This window comes from Pseudomonas sp. FG29, assembly GCF_057809355.1.
The window spans coordinates 91,842-107,814 of sequence record NZ_JBMDJU010000001.1 but is presented as its reverse complement, the minus strand read 5'-3'; the positions used below and the strand labels follow the sequence as shown (position 1 = coordinate 107,814).

Below are 15,973 nucleotides of genomic sequence, written 5' to 3'. Positions count from 1 at the left end.
TTTTGCTAGGGTACGGCGCCCCGGAACGCAGGCGCGACAAGGCCTGCTTTCTTCACTGCGTGCTTCGGAGCCGGATATGCCGAATGAGCTCACAATCTGGATGGACTGGCTGCAGCAACAGCCGAAACTGCTCACGCTGACCGCCACCCTGGCCCTGCTCGTCGCGGCCTGGCTGTCGAACTGGATAGTCAGGCGCATTCTGGTACGCGCCATCTACCGCGTGGTCGGAGCTACCGCACTGGGCCGCCATGGCCAGATCAAGGAAAGCGGCATCATCAAGCGCCTGTCGCATATCGTCCCGGCGCTGGTGCTGACCTCCGGCGTGGCGGTGGTGCCGGACATGCCCGAAGCCGTGGTGAAGGTCACGCAGAACGTCTGCAGTGCGTTCATCGTCCTGACCATCGCCCTGGCCATCGGCGCCCTGCTGGATATCCTCAACACCCTCTACCAGCGTCGCCGCGATGCCCACCTCAAGCCGATCAAGGGCTACCTGCAGGTCGTCAAGATCGCCATTTTCGCCATTGCCGCGATCCTCATGGTGGCCACCCTGATCGACCGCTCGCCGCTGATCCTGCTGTCCGGCCTCGGCGCCATGGCTGCGGTACTGATGTTGATCTTCCAGGACACCCTGCTGTCGCTGGTGGCCAGCGTGCAGATTTCCTCGAGCGACATCATCCGCGTCGGCGACTGGGTGGAGATGCCCCAGCTCAATGCCGATGGCGACGTGATCGACATTGCCCTGCACACGGTCAAGGTGCAGAACTTCGACAAGACCATCACCACCATCCCAACCAGGCGCTTCATCACCGACCCGTTCAAGAACTGGCGCGGCATGCAGGAATCCGGTGGCAGGCGAATCAAGCGTTCGCTGTATCTGGATCAGACTAGCGTGCACTTTCTCAGCGACGAGGAAATCGCCCGCCTGCGCCGCTTCATGCTGCTCGACGAGTACCTTGACCGCAAGGATCAGGAACTGCGCGAGTGGAACCTGAAACTGGCCGAGCACGGCAAACAGGCGGTCAACACCCGCCGCATAACCAACATCGGCAGCTTCCGTGCCTACATCGAGCACTACCTGCGGCACAACCCGAACGTGCACCAGCACATGACCCTGCTGGTGCGCCAGCTCAGCCCCACCGCCGACGGCCTGCCGCTGGAGATCTACTGCTTCACCAACACCACGGCATGGAATGCCTACGAGGGCATCCAGTCGGATATATTCGATCACCTGCTGGCCATCCTCCCCGAGTTCGGTCTGCGCGTGTTCCAGCACCCGAGCGGCGCGGACATGCGAGAGCTGCGCCCTGGCCTGCCAGCACCGGCCGAACAGCCCCACTGAGCCGCCCTCGAATCGATCGGAGCCTGCCATGATCACCGTGCATCACCTGAACAACTCGCGCTCGCAGCGCATTCTCTGGATGCTCGAAGAAATCGGCGTCGACTACCAGATCAAGCACTACCAGCGCGACCCGCAGACCATGCTGGCCCCCGCAGAGCTGCGCCAGGTGCACCCGCTGGGCAAATCGCCGCTGATCACCGATGGTGAACTGACCCTGGCCGAATCCGGCGCCATCATCGAATACCTGGCCGAACGCCATGGCGACTGGCTGCTGCCAGCCGCCGGCAGCCCGGAGCGCCTGCGCTGCCGTTACTGGCTGCACTACGCCGAAGGCTCGGCGATGCCGCCGCTGCTGCTCAAGCTGGTGTTCGACAAGCTGCGCAGCTCGCCCATGCCCTTCTTCATCAAGCCCATCGCCCGGGGCATCGCCGACAAGGTCAGCCAGGCCTTCATCACGCCGCAACTGAAGCTACATTTCGACTACCTGGAAAACCAGTTGAGCGAACACGACTGGTTCGCTGGCGACGCCTTCAGCGCCGCCGATATCCAGCTCAGCTTCCCGCTGGAGGCTGCCGCCGCGCGCGGTGTGCTGTCGAACCACCCGCGCCTGCACGACTTCCTGCAGCGTATCCACGCTCGTCCGGCCTATCGCCGCGCGCTGGAGAAGGGCGGCGCCTACGACTACGCCGACTGAGCCCGGATCAGGTCTGGCCAGCGAGGGTTCCCTCGCTGACCAGACGCAACAAACACGATTCGCTGAAAACGCCTCGTTTCGAGCAATAAAATCCATCGATAAAAACCAAACCGCAATAAATCGGCGTTTTTTTGGCAAGCATTGCCATATCCACGCACGATGGATAGGGTTTCCCCCATGAAAACCGCCAACGTCTTCTTTCTCGTCCGCCAGCTCGCATGTCTGCGACTGGTCAGCCCGCGACTGCGAAGCCTCATCTGAAGCTCCGTTTCCTGGCCGCTGCGGCCTCGTGTTCGCCTCCCTATTTCGCAGGACCTACTCATGAGCATGCTCAAAGACCCGTCGAAGAAGTACCGCCCTTTCACCCAGATCCAGATTCCTGACCGCACCTGGCCGGACAAGATCATCGACAAGGCGCCGATCTGGCTGTCCACCGACCTGCGCGATGGCAATCAGTCGCTGATCGAGCCGATGGACGCCGAGAAGAAGATGCGCTTCTTCAAGTGCCTGGTGGCCGTGGGCCTGAAGGAAATCGAAGTGGGCTTCCCGTCCGCCTCGCAGACTGACTTCGACTTCGTCCGCGAGCTGATCGAGGGTGGCCACATTCCCGATGACGTCACCATCCAGGTACTGACCCAGGCCCGTGACGACCTCATCGAACGCACCTTCGAGTCGCTCAAGGGCGCCAAGAAGGCCATCGTTCACTACTACAACGCCTGCGCGCCGAGCTTCCGCAAGATCGTCTTCAACCAGGACAAGGCCGGCGTCAAAGCCATTGCCGTGGCTGCGGGCACTACCATCAAGCGCCTGGCCGATGCTGCACCGGAAACTCAATGGGGCTTCGAGTATTCGCCGGAAGTGTTCAGCAGCACCGAAATCGACTTCGCCGTCGAGGTGTGCAACGCGGTAATCGAGGTGTTCCAGCCGACCCCGACGAACAAGCTGATCCTCAACCTGCCGGCCACCATCGAGTGCGCCACGCCGAACAACTACGCCGACCAGATCGAGTGGTTCGGTCGCCACGTCGACCGCCGCGATAGCGTGCTGATCAGCGTGCACACCCACAATGACCGTGGCACCGGCGTCGCCGCCTCCGAGCTGGCCGTCATGGCGGGCGCCGACCGCGTCGAAGGCTGCCTGTTCGGTAACGGCGAGCGCACCGGCAACGTCTGCCTGGTGACCCTGGCGCTGAACCTTTACACCCAGGGCGTCGACCCGGAGCTGGATTTCTCCGACATCGACGCCGTGCGCAAGGTGGTCGAGGACTGCAACCAGCTTCCGGTACACCCGCGCCACCCCTACGTCGGCGATCTGGTACACACCGCCTTCTCCGGCTCGCACCAGGATGCCATCCGCAAGGGCTTCGCCCAGCAGAAGGAAGACGCCCTGTGGGAAGTGCCCTATCTGCCGATCGACCCGGCCGACATCGGCCGCGACTACGAGGCGGTAATCCGCGTGAACAGCCAGTCCGGCAAGGGCGGCATCACCTTCCTGCTCGAACAGGAATACGGCATCAGCCTGCCGCGTCGCATGCAGATCGAGTTCAGCCAGGTGGTGCAGCGTGAAACCGACCGCCTTGGCCTGGAAATGACCGCCGCGCAGATCTACAAGCTGCTGGAAAGCGAGTACCTGCAAGCCACCCAACCCTATGCCCTGGAAGGCCATCGTCTGCAGGAAGAGAACGGCGAAAGCAGCGTCGAAGCGAAGGTCAGCGTCGACGGCCAGGAGCAACGCTGGAACGGCTCGGGCAAAGGTGCGCTGGAAGCCCTGGCTTCCTGCCTGCCGGTCGCCGTCGAGGTGATGGACTACCATGAGCACGCCATCGGTGGCGGCGCCAACGCCAAGGCGGCCTGCTACATCGAGATTCGCCTGGACGGCCAGCGCCCGCTGCATGGCATCGGTATCGACGAGAACATCACCACCGCCAGCTTCCGCGCCCTGTTCAGTGCGCTGAACCGCGCCGTCAAGCAAGCCGAGCTGAAAACCGAAGCAGCCTGATCTGCTTTACCGGTCAAGAAAAGGACGCTGCGGCGTCCTTTTTCTTTTGCAGGCAACTCACTTATGGGCATTGATGCGAAAGGGTCATGCAAACGAATCGACATGGCCAGCCTGCAGCCCTGACCTCTGCACTGTGCGTATCAAAAGCCGGTAATCATCAGCACGGCGAAAATCAAAGCCATCACGCCGATGGAAAACAAGACCGCGATACCCGCTGCGCGCCAGTTGGAGAGAAAGGCACCACCTGCCTGCTCATGATGCTGGATATCGGCTTCAGTCAGGTACTTGGCCAACATGACCATACCGACCAGTTGAGCGATGGCGAATGGCATCGCAGGCACTTCTTCGGGCAACACGAAGCCCGACGCGATGGTCAGGGCAAACAGTGCCACGGCGAAACCCCAAACCATCGCCACGCGGTCGGCCTTGCCTAGCAGTTGCAGGTTGTGCGCGAGCATCCAGGCACCGGCTAGCGGGGTGCCCAGGAATGTGCCGACACCGATGGCAGCGATGCGGTAGAGCGGCTGCACACTGGTGCCGGTACTGGCCGGTTGCAGATCCGCCTGCGGGGTCTGGAAGGGATTGTCCTGCTGTACGTCCATGTCTTGCAGCTCCAAGATCAGTTCAAGGTGAAGGTGTCGGCATCCAGGTGCGCCGGAAAGCGCTCGCGGTAAGCCGCTAACGCCTCGACCGAGAGCCGAGCGCGCAATACGCCGTCAGCGTCACCGGCGCCCGCGAGCGTCTCGCCCTGGAAATCCAGCACCTGGGAGTCGCCAGTATAGGCGTGTCCCTTGCCGTCCTCGCCGACACGGTTCACAGCCGCGACGTAACACAGGTTCTCGATGGCCCGAGCAGGCAGCAGACGGTTCCAGTGCTGACGGCGCGCGCCTGGCCAGTTGGCGGTATACAGCAGCAGATCAGTACCCGCCGCATCACGGCTCCACACCGGGAAGCGCAGGTCGTAGCAGATCAACGGACGCACGCGCCAGCCCTTGAGTTCCAGCACCACCTGCTCGTCACCGGCGCTGTAATGCTTGTGCTCACCGGCCATGCGGAACAGGTGACGCTTGTCGTAATGCGCCAGCGAACCGTCTGGACGTGCCCAGAGCAGGCGATTGCGGTAGCTGCCGTCTGCTGCCTGGATGATCAGGCTGCCGCAGATCACCGCCTCGATACGCTGCGCCTGCTCGCGCAGCCAACGCGTGGTCGGGCCATCCTCAGGCTCGGCCAGTTCGGCCGACTCCATGGAAAAACCGGTGCTGAACATCTCCGGCAGGATCGCCAGATCGGCGCCGCGCGCCTGCTCCAGCAGTGCCTGGAAATGTTCACGGTTGGCCGCCGGATCCTGCCAGGCCAGGGTGGTCTGGATCAGCGCCAGTTCGAGATCGGGTTTGTCGCTCATCGGGGTGCCTCACTCGCCGTAGGGCGGGTGAAACCCGCCAACTCCTCAGAGGCGGGTTGCACCCGCCCTAGTCTCACACCGCGCACAGCTTCTCGGCCGCCTGGCGCAAGGTTTCCTCACGCTTGGCGAAGCAGAAGCGCACCAGGCGCATGTCCGCAGGCGCCGACTGGTAGAACACCGACACGGGAATGGCCGCCACGCCGTGCTCACGGGTCAGCCACTCGGCCATGGCCACGTCGTCCAGATCGGGGCGAATCGCCGAGTAGTCGGCCAACTGGAAGTAAGTGCCCGGCGCACGGCTGAAGGTGAAACGCGAGTCGGCCAGCAAGTCGCAGAACAGGTCGCGCTTGGCCTGGTAGAAGGCTGGCAGCTCTTCGACGTGCTCAGGGTGCGCCGCCATGAAATCGGCCAGCGCGAACTGCAGCGGGGTTACCCCGCAGAAGTTGACGTACTGGTGGATCTTGCGCAGTTCGGCAGTCAATGCCGGCGGCGCCACCACGTAGCCGGTCTTCCAGCCGGTGACGTGGTAGGTCTTGCCGAAGGAGCTGACCACGAAGGCACGCTGATACAGCTCATCGTGAGCCAGCACGCTGGCGTGCGGCACACCGTCGTAGATCAGGTGTTCGTAGACCTCGTCGCTGATCACATGGATATCGCGCCCGCGAATCAGCTCAGCCAGCTTGTCCAGATCGGCAAGACTCAGCAGCGCACCACTGGGGTTATGCGGCGAGTTGAGGAAGATCAGCCGGGTACGCGGGGTGATGGCATCGGCGAGGCGTTGCCAGTCCACGGCGAAATCCGGCAGTGCCAGCGGCACATGCACGCAGCGGCCACCGGCCAGCTCAACCGAGGGCTCGTAACTGTCGTAGCAGGGGTCGAGGACGATGGCTTCGTCACCGGCACGGATCAGTGCCTGCACCGCGCAGAAGATCGCCTCGGTGGCACCGGGGGTGATGGTGATTTCGCTGTCGGCATCGCGCTGCACGCCATAGCTGCGGGCAATCTTCGCCGCCACCTGCTGGCGCAGCGTGGGCAGGCCAGTCATTGGGCAGTATTGGTTTCGCCCTTCCATGACGTGCCGCGCCACTGCCTCGCGCAGGGCCTGCGGCCCGTCAAAGTCGGGAAAACCCTGGGACAGATTGATCGCGCCGGTCTCCAGAGCGAGCTGGGACATGCGGGTGAAGATGGTGGTGCCGACGTTGGGCAGTTTGCTGACAATCATGGCTACAGGCTTCAAGCCCCGGGTGCAGGAAAGTGCGCCCAAGCTTATCGCCTGCAGCCTGTAGCTTGAAGCCTGGGGCTATTTTTTCTTGTCCCTGCGCTTCTTCTCGGCCTTCTTGTGATGACTCATCAGGCGGCGCTTCTTGTTCACCTGGCGGTCGGTGAGGGTGTTCTTCTTGCCCTCGAAGGGGTTCTCGCCACCCTTGTACTCGATGCGGATCGGCGTGCCGACCAGCTTGAGCACGCGCCGATAGGTGTTTTCCAGGTAACGGGTGTAGGCACGCGGTACGGCGTCGACCTGGTTACCGTGGATCACGATCAGCGGCGGGTTGGCGCCGCCCAGGTGGGCATAGCGCAGCTTGATGCGCCGGCCGTTGACCAGGGGCGGTGCGTGGTCGCTGACAGCGTCTTCGAGAATCTGCGTCAGGCGGCTGGTCGGCCAGCGGGTGATGGCCGATTTGAACGAGGCCTGTACCGACTTGTACAGATGGCCAACGCCGGTGCCATGCAGGGCGGAGATGAAGTGGATGTCGGCGAAGTCGACGAAGAACAGCCGGCGCTCCAGCTCGGTCTTCACGTAGTCCTTCTGGCCCTGATCCATGCCGTCCCACTTGTTCAGGGCGATGACCAGCGCGCGGCCGCTTTCCAGCACGAAGCCGAGCAGATTGAGGTCATGGTCGACCACGCCTTCGCGCGCGTCCATGACGAATACCACGACGTTGGAGTCCTGGATGGCCTGCAGCGTCTTGACCACGGAAAACTTCTCCACGGCCTCGAAGATCTTGCCGCGGCGACGCACGCCGGCGGTGTCGATCAGCGTGTACTTCTCGTCGTCACGCTCGAAGGGGATGTAGATGCTGTCGCGGGTGGTACCGGCCTGGTCATAGACGATGACCCGCTCCTCACCGAGCATGCGGTTGACCAGCGTGGACTTGCCGACGTTCGGCCGGCCGATGATGGCCAGCTTGATGCCGTCCTTTTCGCTCGGACCGGGGATGCGCGCGGCTTCCTGGCCTTCGAGCACTTCTTCCTCTTCAGCGCCCTCTTCCGGCTCGCCGGCATCCTTGGGGAAGCTGCCGAGCACCACTTCGAGCATCTGGGTGATGCCACGGCCATGAGCACCGGCAATCGCCAGCGGCTCGCCCAGCCCCATGGGGCTGAATTCGGCGCGAGCCAGATCGACGTCGAGGTTGTCGACCTTGTTCACCACCAGAAAGCTCTGCTTGTTACGCCGACGCAGGTGCTCGCCGATCATCTGGTCGGAGGCAGTCATGCCGGCGCGTGCGTCTACCAGGAACAGCACGGCATCGGCCTCTTCGATGGCCTGCAGCGACTGCTCGGCCATCTTCGCGTCGATGCCTTCCTCGTCACCGGAGATACCGCCGGTGTCGATGACGATGTAGGTACGCCCCTGCCACTTCGCCTCGCCGTACTGGCGGTCGCGGGTCAGACCGGAAAGGTCGCCGACGATGGCGTCGCGGCTGCGGGTCAGGCGGTTGAACAGTGTGGATTTGCCGACGTTCGGCCGGCCCACCAGGGCAATTACGGGAACCATCAGGCTCTCCACTTGGTTGATTCAGAAAATGCAAAGGCCGCTGCAGGGGCAGCGGCCAGGATGTTGCGTGCTACCGGAGGGTATCCGGCAGCATAGCCTTTCATTTGATCTTGAGGGCCACCAGCTTGCCGCTGTTGCCGTAGACGTACATCCAGTCACCCACGACCAGCGGTTGGGCACGCAGGCCGTCGCTGTCGATACGGGTACGACCGACGAAACGCCCATCGACCTGACTCAGCAGGTGCAGGTAACCCTCGAAGTCACCCACGGCCACGTAGCTGGAGAACACCGCCGGTGCCGACAGTTGACGGCGTGCCAGCGACTCGTTGCTCCACAGTGCCGAGGCACTGCGCTCGTCAATGGCTTCGACAGTGCCGCTTGCCAGGCTGACGTAGACGTTACCGAAGCCCTGGGCAACGCCCACCGAGCTGGAAGCCTCACGCTGCCAAAGGATACGACCTGATTCCAGATCCATCGCCGCCACACGGCCCTGGTAGCTCACCGCATACACGGTGCCACCGGACAGCAGCAGGCCGCCATCGATATCAACCACGCGCTCGAGCTCCGAACGCCCCTGGGCAATGGCCACGCGCTGTTCCCAGACCGGCAGGCCGCGCTGGGCGTCGACGGCGATGACCTTGCCGCTGGACAGCCCGGCGACCACCAGACGGTTGGTCACCAGCGGTGCGCCAGTGCCACGCAGGGTCAACACGGCCGGGGTGTTCTCGACGATCCAGCGCTGGCTGCCGGTGCTGGCGTCGAATGCGATCAGGCGGTCGTCCTGAGTCTGCACCACGACGATGTCACCATTGCTGGCCGGCGCAGCCAGCACTTCGCTGGTCACGCGCGAGCGCCATTGTTCTTCGCCGTTGCTGGCATCCAGCGCGATCACTTCGCCCTTGAGCGTGCCCAGCAGAACCTGACCATAGGCAGCGCCGATGGCACCGGAGACCGGGATGTCGAGCTTCTTGCGCCAGAGTACGTCGCCACTGGTGCGATCCATGGCCATGACCAGACCGTCGACGTCGGCGGCATAGATCACCTCGCCGTCGATGGCCGGAACCAGCATGTTGAAGGTTTCGCCCTGGCCATCACCGACCGAACGGCTCCATTCGGTGCGCAGCTCGACTTCTTCGTCGAACTTAGTCAGCTCGGCCGGTGGCAGTTCCTTCTTGCTATTGCTGCTGCAACCCACGGCCAGAAGGGCCAGGGCCAGCAGTGCGGCATTCTTCCAACGCATCACGTCAGGCATCCCCTTTAGCCAGGTCGTCCAGCTTCATCTGCAAACCGCCAACGGCGGCATCTTCTGCCAGGGCATCCTTGGCCTTCTGGTAGGCGGTATGCGCATCATCGCTACGCCCCAGTTGCACCAGCAGGTCACCCTTGAGTTCTTCACGGCTGGCCACGAAAGCATCGTCGACCTTGGCGTCGAGGAGCTTCAGTGCGGCATCGGCCTTGTCCTGCGCGGCCAGCACACGGGCCAGACGCTGACGCGCCAGCTCACCGAGAGTGGCGTCGGCCGGCTTGTCGACAACGGCCTGCAGTTCGACGGCGGCGTCATCCAGTTTGCCCGCTTCGACCGCGACTTTGGCCACGAACAGACGACCATACTGGGCGTAATGCGTGCCACCGTACTGGCTCTCGAGCTTGCTGCTGATCTCGGCGACCCTGGCAGCATCCGGTTTGCCGGACGGATCCAGCGCCGTTTCCAGCAGTTCCTGATAGAGCACGGACGCGCCCTGGGCCTGATTGGTCTGGTACTTGTGCCAGCCCTGCCAGCCGACCACAGCCACCAGCGCCAGCACGCCACCGGCGAGCAGAGGCTTGCCATTGCGATCCCACCAGTCCTTTATTTGCGCGATCTGTTCGTCTTCGGTCTGCATGTCTAACCCCGTACTCCTAATCGAGAGCCTGCTCAGGCGTGCTGAAGGCAGGCAGCCAGATGCTCGGCCAGAGCATCCCAGGCAACGCTTTGTTGTTCACTGTCGTCGCGCAGCGGCTTGCAACCTACCACGCGGCCTGCCAGTTCGTCGTCCCCCAGAATCAGTGCATAGCGTGCACCGCTCTTGTCGGCCTTCTTGAACTGGCTCTTGAAACTGCCACCACCGGAGTTGAGCAACAGACGCAGCCCCGGCACTTCGTCACGCAGGTGCTCGGCCAGCGTCAGCGCGGCCAGCTCGGCGGCCTCGCCAAAGGCGCAGATGTAGGCATCGGCGGCGCGATTGAGATCGGCCGGCAACAGCTCCAGAGTCTCCAACAGCAGCACCAGGCGCTCGACGCCCATGGCGAAACCGACACCCGGTGTGGCCTTGCCACCCAGCATGGAGACCAGGCCGTCGTAACGACCACCGGCGCACACCGTGCCCTGAGCACCGAGCTTGTCGGTGACCCACTCGAATACAGTGCGGTTGTAGTAATCCAGACCACGCACCAGCTTGTGATTGATCTGATAGGCGATACCGGCCGCATCCAGGCGCGCCTTGACGCCCTCGAAGTGCAAGCGCGATTCCTCGTCGAGGTAGTCACCCAGAGTGGGGGCGCCGACCAGCACGGCTTGCGTCGCCTCATTCTTGCTGTCGAGGATGCGCAGCGGGTTGGTGGTCATGCGGCGCTGACTGTCTTCGTCGAGCTGGTCGAAACGCTCTTGCAGGTAAGCCACCAGCGCATCGCGATAGGCCGCGCGCGCCTCGCTGGAACCCAGGCTGTTGAGCTGCAGGGTCACCGCATCGGCCAGGCCGAGTTTTTTCCACAGTCGCCAGGTGAGCACGATCAACTCGGCATCAACATCCGGGCCTGGCAGGTTGAAGGCTTCCACACCGACCTGGTGGAACTGGCGATAGCGGCCCTTTTGCGGCTTCTCGTAGCGGAACATGGGGCCGGCGTACCACAGCTTCTGCACCTGGCCACCACCGGCCAGACCATGTTCGAGCACGGCACGCACGCAACCCGCAGTGCCTTCAGGGCGCAGAGTCAGGGACTCTTCGTTGCGATCGAGGAAGGTGTACATCTCCTTGTCGACCACGTCGGTACCTTCGCCGATACCGCGAGCGAACAACTCGGTGTACTCGACGATGGGCAGGCGGATTTCCTTGTAGCCATAGCCATCGAGCAGGCTGGCCAGGGTACTTTCCAGGTAGCGCCAGGCAGGCGTCTGCTCCGGCAGGATGTCGTTCATGCCACGAATGGCTTGCAGGGACTTGCTCACTAAGAATCCTTAAAGCGCAGCGATCAGCTACGCACGATCACGGCAGCATCGGCGGCGGCCTTCTCGGCCGCCTTGTCGCGGATGAGCCTCTCCAGCTCATCCACCAGGTTTTCGTTGGTCAGCTTCGAGGCGGGTTTGCCATCGATATAAACCAGGTTGTTCGGGCTACCGCCGGTGAGGCCGATATGCGCCTCCTTGGCTTCGCCAGGGCCATTGACCACACAGCCGATCACGGCAACATCCAGCGGCACCAGCAGATCCTCGACGCGCGCCTCCAGCTCGTTCATGGTCTTGACCACATCGAAGTTCTGCCGCGAGCAGCTCGGGCAGGCGATGAAGTTGATGCCACGCGAACGCAGACGCAGGGACTTGAGGATGTCGAAGCCGACCTTGATCTCTTCCACCGGATCGGCAGCCAGGGAGATGCGGATGGTATCGCCAATGCCTTCGGCCAGCAGCATGCCCAGGCCGACGGCGGATTTCACCGTACCGGAACGCAGGCCACCCGCTTCGGTAATGCCCAGATGCAGCGGCTGCTCGATCTGCTTGGCCAGCAGGCGGTAAGCCTCGACCGCCATGAACACGTCGGAAGCCTTCACGCTGACCTTGAAGTCAGGGAAGTTCAAACGATCCAGATGCTCGACATGGCGCAATGCGGACTCGACCAAGGCCTCGGGAGTCGGCTCGCCATATTTCTTCTGCAGATCCTTTTCCAGCGAACCGGCGTTGACGCCGATACGGATCGGGATGCCCTTGTCGCGAGCGGCTTCGACCACCGCCTTGACGCGATCCTCGCGGCCGATGTTGCCCGGATTGATGCGCAGACAATCGACGCCCAGCTCAGCCACACGCAGGGCGATCTGATAATCGAAGTGGATGTCGGCCACCAGCGGCACACGCACCTGCTGCTTGATCCGGCCAAAGGCCTCGGCAGCATCCATGTCCGGCACGGAAACGCGCACGATATCGGCGCCGGCATCTTCCAGACGACGAATCTGCGCCACGGTAGCCGCCACATCGTTGGTGTCGGTGTTGGTCATGCTCTGTACGGCAATCGGCGCATCGCCGCCCACCGGTACCGAGCCAACCCAAATCTTGCGCGACAGCCGGCGCTTGATCGGCGATTCGCAATGCATGCTTTACAACCCCAGTTTCAGGCGAGCGGTCTCGCCAGTCATGTGCGGCGCAACGTCCACGCCTTGGCCGTTGTAGGTCACCTGGGCGCCGCGGGCGAAGCCCAGACGCAGCTCCAGCGGCGCCTTGCCGCTCAGCGCCAACTGATCACCTGCACGCTTGAGCCCACTCAGCAGAACCTTGCCATCGGCATCGGTTACCTGAGTCCAGCAATCGGCGGTGAACTGAACGTTCAGTTGCCCCTGCCCGGGAGCAGCGGCAACAGGCGCAGCGTTCGCCGGCTGTGCAGCGACAGCAGGCACTTGGGGCTGCGCCGGCGAAAGTGCCGGATTCGCACGAGGCGCCTCGGCAGCAGCAGGCGCCTGCGGAGCTTGATCAGTAGTCGGTTGAACAGGTTCCGCCTCTTCTCCCGGTTCGGTCGGAAGCAGCAAGGGGGTACTCGACTCGTCTACCTGGGCATCGACCACAGCCTGATCCTCAGGCTCGGCCAGCGAATGAATTTCCGTGGTGCCATCGGCCGCCTCGACCTCGACATGCTCGAGGCCCTGGTCGAGCAGGCGCAACGCGGTATCACTGCCCTTGTCCTGCCACCAGAAGAAACCACCGCCCACCAGAGCCAGCAGCAGCAGGAAACTGACCAGTCGCAGGATGCTCTGCGAATAACGCACGGGCTCCTCGATACGCCCCAATGCGTGCACGCTGCTACCTGTGGCATCGGTGCCGGTGAACTGGTCGAACTCCATTACCAGACGGTTCTGATCGAGCTCCAGCAACTTGGCGTAGGCGCGAATGTAGCCACGGGCGAAGGTGGTGCCGGGCAGCTTGTCGAAGGCACCTTCTTCGAGCTGCGACAGTCGCTGCGATGTCAGGTTGAGCTGGGTAGCCACTTCGGCGACGCTCCAGCCCTTCGCCTCACGCGCTTGACGCAGGGTCTCGCCTGGATTGCCTGCCATTGGCTGGCTGATTTCGGATTGCGCCGCTTTCATTGTTTCCCCGACTGGTATTGCTGGTATTCCTGAGACGCCGGATACAGGCGTTTCAACTGCAGCCCCAGACTGGCAGCCTTGTCACGATCCTCGAACACTTCGGCGAGCCGAGCGCCCAGCAGCAGGCTGCGGGCGTTCTGCGGTGCCAGTTCGCTGTAGGCATCGTAATAGCTACGAGCAGGGACATAGGCGCGATCCTCGTAGGACAGCTGCGCCATTTCCAGCAGAGCGCCGGGTTGGCGGCTGCTCAGGCGCAACGAGCGCTGGAAGTATTCCTTGGCCTGTTCGCGCTGACCGAGCTGCAAGGCGGTTAGGCCGAGGTTCTCGAACACACGCGAGCGTTCCGGATAAAGATTGTCTTCGGCGGCCTTGAGGTAGATCTCGTTGGCATCCTTGTAACGCTTCTGCTCGAACAGGAAGCCACCGTAATTGTTCAGCAGTCGCGCATCATCAGGACGCTGCGACAGCGCCTTGCGGTAATGTTCGTCGGCCAGCTTCGGTTCCATTTCCACCTGGAAGGCCAGGGCCAGCGCGGCGTGTGCGTCGGCGTTGGAGGAATCGATGTCCAGCGCGTTCTTCAGCGGCACCTTGGCGCGCTGCGTATCGCCTTGCTGGATATAGGCGATGCCCAGCTGCACATAGGCGTTCACCGCCTCCTTGCGCCCCTTGTCCGTCTTCATGGGATCCACATCGCCAGTGGTCACACAGGCGGTGAGCAGACTGACCAGTAACAACAGCAGGCTGGGGCGCAGGGGCATCGGCATCCTCTCTTCTAGTTTCGGTTGACGGCAGCAGGCGCTGCGTCACCGGCCAACTGGCGCACGGCGATGTAGCGCTCACTGCGACGGGTACGATCCATGACCTGGCCAACCAACTGGCCACAAGCGGCATCGATGTCGTCACCACGGGTGGTGCGCACCGTGACATTGTGCCCGGCCTTGTGCAGCAGATCCTGGAAACGGCGGATGGCGTTATTGCTCGGCCGCTCGTAACCCGAGAAGGGGAATGGATTAAACGGAATCAGGTTGATCTTGCAAGGTACGTCGGCCAGAAGTGCGATCATCTGCTCAGCATGCTCGGGCTGATCGTTCACCCCCTTGAGCAAGGTGTACTCGATGGTCAGCACGCGTTTCTCGCCCAGCTTGGAGATGTAGCGCTTGCAGGCCGCCAACAACATGTCCAGCGGGTACTTCTTGTTGATCGGCACCAACTGGTTGCGCAACTCGTCGTTGGGCGCGTGCAGCGACAGTGCCAGGGATACGTCGATGACTTCGGCCAGCTTGTCGATCATCGGCACCACGCCAGAGGTGGACAGCGTCACCTTGCGCTTGGAAATGCCGTAGCCGAGGTCGTCCATCATGATCTGCATGGCGGAAACGACGTTGTCGAAGTTCAGCAACGGCTCGCCCATGCCCATCATCACCACGTTGGTGATGGCGCGATCGATCTTCGCCGGCACGGTGCCGAAGGACTTGTTGGCGATCCATACCTGGCCAATGATCTCGGCACTGGTCAGGTCGCTGTTGAAACCTTGCTTGCCGGTGGAGCAGAAACTGCAATCCAGGGCACAACCGGCCTGCGACGACACACACAGGGTGCCGCGGCCGTTCTGCGGGATGTAGACCGTTTCCACGCAGCTACCCGACGCCACACGCACCACCCACTTGCGCGTGCCATCGGCAGAAATATTTTCGCTGACCACTTCCGGGCCGCGAATCTCGGCAGAGGCCTCGAGCTTCTCGCGCAAGGCCTTGCCGACATTGGTCATGGCGGCGAAATCATCGACGCCAAAGTGGTGAATCCACTTCATTACCTGGCCGGCACGGAAGCGCTTCTCGCCAATGGACTCGAAGAACTGTTCCATTTCCGGCTGGGTCAGGCCCAGCAGGTTGATCTTGCCGGTGGTATTGGTCATGGCTTCACCCTCGCTTCATTCGCCAATCAGCGAATGCGCGCGCACAGCTCGGTAGCGGAGAAGAAGTAAGCGATCTCGCGAGCAGCGGAGGCTTCAGAATCCGAACCGTGAACGGCGTTCTCGTCGATGGAAACGGCGAAATCGGCGCGGATGGTGCCGGCAGCCGCTTCTTTCGGGTTGGTCGCGCCCATCAGCTCACGGTTTTTCAGGACGGCGTCTTCGCCTTCCAGAACCTGAACGATAACCGGGCCGGAAGTCATGAAAGCAACCAGATCCTTGAAGAAGCCGCGCTCGCTGTGCTCGGCGTAGAAGCCAGCAGCTTCACGCTCGGACAGTTGCACCATCTTCGAAGCCACGACGCGCAGGCCGGCCTTTTCGAAACGGGTGGTGATCTCACCGATGACGTTCTTGGCGACAGCGTCAGGCTTGATGATGGAGAAAGTACGTTGAACGGCCATTGTGTAGCTCCAGAGAAACTTAGGGTTAAAGCGAAAAATTAAACCCGCGAATTATACGCGGGTTCC

The 15,973-nt window shown here is 62.6% G+C and carries 15 protein-coding genes; 3 read left to right on the top strand and 12 right to left on the bottom strand.

Translation table 11 applies throughout. The features are described from left to right. The first annotated feature begins 76 nt into the window (after nucleotides 1-76). From ACODS1_RS00600 to leuA, 3 genes are all read left to right on the top strand, one after another. Nucleotides 77-1,339, top strand: coding sequence for a mechanosensitive ion channel family protein (locus ACODS1_RS00600; protein ID WP_489084116.1), 1,263 nt, complete (start codon nucleotides 77-79; stop codon nucleotides 1,337-1,339). Between the two features lie 28 nt (nucleotides 1,340-1,367). Further along, the gene (locus tag ACODS1_RS00595; RefSeq protein ID WP_489084115.1) at nucleotides 1,368-2,033 is read left to right on the top strand and encodes a glutathione S-transferase family protein; all 666 of its coding nucleotides are present in this window, start codon (nucleotides 1,368-1,370) and stop codon (nucleotides 2,031-2,033) included. Between the two features lie 321 nt (nucleotides 2,034-2,354). Next, complete coding sequence (gene leuA, locus ACODS1_RS00590) at nucleotides 2,355-4,031, top strand: 2-isopropylmalate synthase (RefSeq protein WP_489084114.1); 1,677 nt, start codon at nucleotides 2,355-2,357, stop codon at nucleotides 4,029-4,031. A 140-nt stretch (nucleotides 4,032-4,171) separates the two neighbouring features. On the opposite strand, the gene ACODS1_RS00585 is transcribed toward leuA, so the two are convergent. From ACODS1_RS00585 to ndk, 12 genes are all read right to left on the bottom strand, one after another. Further along, on the bottom strand, nucleotides 4,172-4,633 hold the full coding sequence (locus ACODS1_RS00585; RefSeq protein ID WP_322981111.1) for a hypothetical protein: 462 nt from the start codon (nucleotides 4,631-4,633) through the stop codon (nucleotides 4,172-4,174). 17 nt (nucleotides 4,634-4,650) lie between these two features. Then, the gene (locus ACODS1_RS00580) at nucleotides 4,651-5,433 is read right to left on the bottom strand and encodes an amidohydrolase (RefSeq protein WP_322981112.1); all 783 of its coding nucleotides are present in this window, start codon (nucleotides 5,431-5,433) and stop codon (nucleotides 4,651-4,653) included. 73 nt (nucleotides 5,434-5,506) lie between these two features. Beyond that, nucleotides 5,507-6,655 carry a pyridoxal phosphate-dependent aminotransferase gene (locus tag ACODS1_RS00575; protein ID WP_489084113.1) on the bottom strand — a complete coding sequence of 383 codons (1,149 nt, stop codon included), beginning with the start codon at nucleotides 6,653-6,655 and terminating at the stop codon, nucleotides 5,507-5,509. A gap of 78 nt (nucleotides 6,656-6,733) precedes the next feature. Next, nucleotides 6,734-8,209: a ribosome biogenesis GTPase Der gene (gene der, locus ACODS1_RS00570; RefSeq protein ID WP_322981114.1), complete on the bottom strand. Its 1,476-nt coding sequence runs from the start codon at nucleotides 8,207-8,209 to the stop codon at nucleotides 6,734-6,736. A gap of 100 nt (nucleotides 8,210-8,309) precedes the next feature. Beyond that, nucleotides 8,310-9,461 carry an outer membrane protein assembly factor BamB gene (gene bamB, locus ACODS1_RS00565; RefSeq protein ID WP_322981115.1) on the bottom strand — a complete coding sequence of 384 codons (1,152 nt, stop codon included), beginning with the start codon at nucleotides 9,459-9,461 and terminating at the stop codon, nucleotides 8,310-8,312. Continuing rightward, nucleotides 9,454-10,092: a tetratricopeptide repeat protein gene (locus tag ACODS1_RS00560; RefSeq protein WP_322981116.1), complete on the bottom strand. Its 639-nt coding sequence runs from the start codon at nucleotides 10,090-10,092 to the stop codon at nucleotides 9,454-9,456. The genes bamB and ACODS1_RS00560 overlap by 8 nt, the downstream gene beginning before the upstream one ends. A gap of 32 nt (nucleotides 10,093-10,124) precedes the next feature. Further along, nucleotides 10,125-11,414, bottom strand: coding sequence for a histidine--tRNA ligase (hisS, locus tag ACODS1_RS00555; RefSeq protein WP_489084112.1), 1,290 nt, complete (start codon nucleotides 11,412-11,414; stop codon nucleotides 10,125-10,127). Nucleotides 11,415-11,437: 23 nt separating this feature from the next. After that, nucleotides 11,438-12,550 (bottom strand): flavodoxin-dependent (E)-4-hydroxy-3-methylbut-2-enyl-diphosphate synthase, encoded by a 1,113-nt coding sequence (gene ispG / locus ACODS1_RS00550; RefSeq protein ID WP_489084111.1) that lies wholly within the window; start codon nucleotides 12,548-12,550, stop codon nucleotides 11,438-11,440. A gap of 3 nt (nucleotides 12,551-12,553) precedes the next feature. Continuing rightward, entirely contained in the window at nucleotides 12,554-13,534 is a 981-nt protein-coding gene (locus ACODS1_RS00545) for a RodZ domain-containing protein (RefSeq protein ID WP_489084110.1), read from the bottom strand. Then, nucleotides 13,531-14,292: a type IV pilus biogenesis/stability protein PilW gene (gene pilW / locus ACODS1_RS00540; protein WP_322981120.1), complete on the bottom strand. Its 762-nt coding sequence runs from the start codon at nucleotides 14,290-14,292 to the stop codon at nucleotides 13,531-13,533. The genes ACODS1_RS00545 and pilW overlap by 4 nt, the downstream gene beginning before the upstream one ends. A 14-nt stretch (nucleotides 14,293-14,306) precedes the next feature. Then, nucleotides 14,307-15,449 (bottom strand): dual-specificity RNA methyltransferase RlmN, encoded by a 1,143-nt coding sequence (rlmN, locus tag ACODS1_RS00535; RefSeq protein ID WP_322981121.1) that lies wholly within the window; start codon nucleotides 15,447-15,449, stop codon nucleotides 14,307-14,309. 26 nt (nucleotides 15,450-15,475) lie between these two features. Further along, entirely contained in the window at nucleotides 15,476-15,907 is a 432-nt protein-coding gene (ndk, locus tag ACODS1_RS00530; protein WP_072426064.1) for a nucleoside-diphosphate kinase, read from the bottom strand. Nucleotides 15,908-15,973 lie beyond the last annotated feature (66 nt).

Excerpts from the sequence above, each read along its gene's own strand:
- ACODS1_RS00600 (WP_489084116.1), top strand. The coding sequence starts at position 77 with ATGCCGAATGAGCTCACAATCTGGATGGACTGGCTGCAGCAACAGCCG.
- ACODS1_RS00595 (WP_489084115.1), top strand. The coding sequence starts at position 1,368 with ATGATCACCGTGCATCACCTGAACAACTCGCGCTCGCAGCGCATTCTC.
- leuA (WP_489084114.1), top strand. The coding sequence starts at position 2,355 with ATGAGCATGCTCAAAGACCCGTCGAAGAAGTACCGCCCTTTCACCCAG.
- ACODS1_RS00585 (WP_322981111.1), bottom strand. The coding sequence starts at position 4,633 with ATGGACGTACAGCAGGACAATCCCTTCCAGACCCCGCAGGCGGATCTG.
- ACODS1_RS00580 (WP_322981112.1), bottom strand. The coding sequence starts at position 5,433 with ATGAGCGACAAACCCGATCTCGAACTGGCGCTGATCCAGACCACCCTG.
- ACODS1_RS00575 (WP_489084113.1), bottom strand. The coding sequence starts at position 6,655 with ATGATTGTCAGCAAACTGCCCAACGTCGGCACCACCATCTTCACCCGC.
- der (WP_322981114.1), bottom strand. The coding sequence starts at position 8,209 with ATGGTTCCCGTAATTGCCCTGGTGGGCCGGCCGAACGTCGGCAAATCC.
- bamB (WP_322981115.1), bottom strand. The coding sequence starts at position 9,461 with ATGCCTGACGTGATGCGTTGGAAGAATGCCGCACTGCTGGCCCTGGCC.
- ACODS1_RS00560 (WP_322981116.1), bottom strand. The coding sequence starts at position 10,092 with ATGCAGACCGAAGACGAACAGATCGCGCAAATAAAGGACTGGTGGGAT.
- ispG (WP_489084111.1), bottom strand. The coding sequence starts at position 12,550 with ATGCATTGCGAATCGCCGATCAAGCGCCGGCTGTCGCGCAAGATTTGG.
- ACODS1_RS00545 (WP_489084110.1), bottom strand. The coding sequence starts at position 13,534 with ATGAAAGCGGCGCAATCCGAAATCAGCCAGCCAATGGCAGGCAATCCA.
- pilW (WP_322981120.1), bottom strand. The coding sequence starts at position 14,292 with ATGCCCCTGCGCCCCAGCCTGCTGTTGTTACTGGTCAGTCTGCTCACC.
- rlmN (WP_322981121.1), bottom strand. The coding sequence starts at position 15,449 with ATGACCAATACCACCGGCAAGATCAACCTGCTGGGCCTGACCCAGCCG.
- ndk (WP_072426064.1), bottom strand. The coding sequence starts at position 15,907 with ATGGCCGTTCAACGTACTTTCTCCATCATCAAGCCTGACGCTGTCGCC.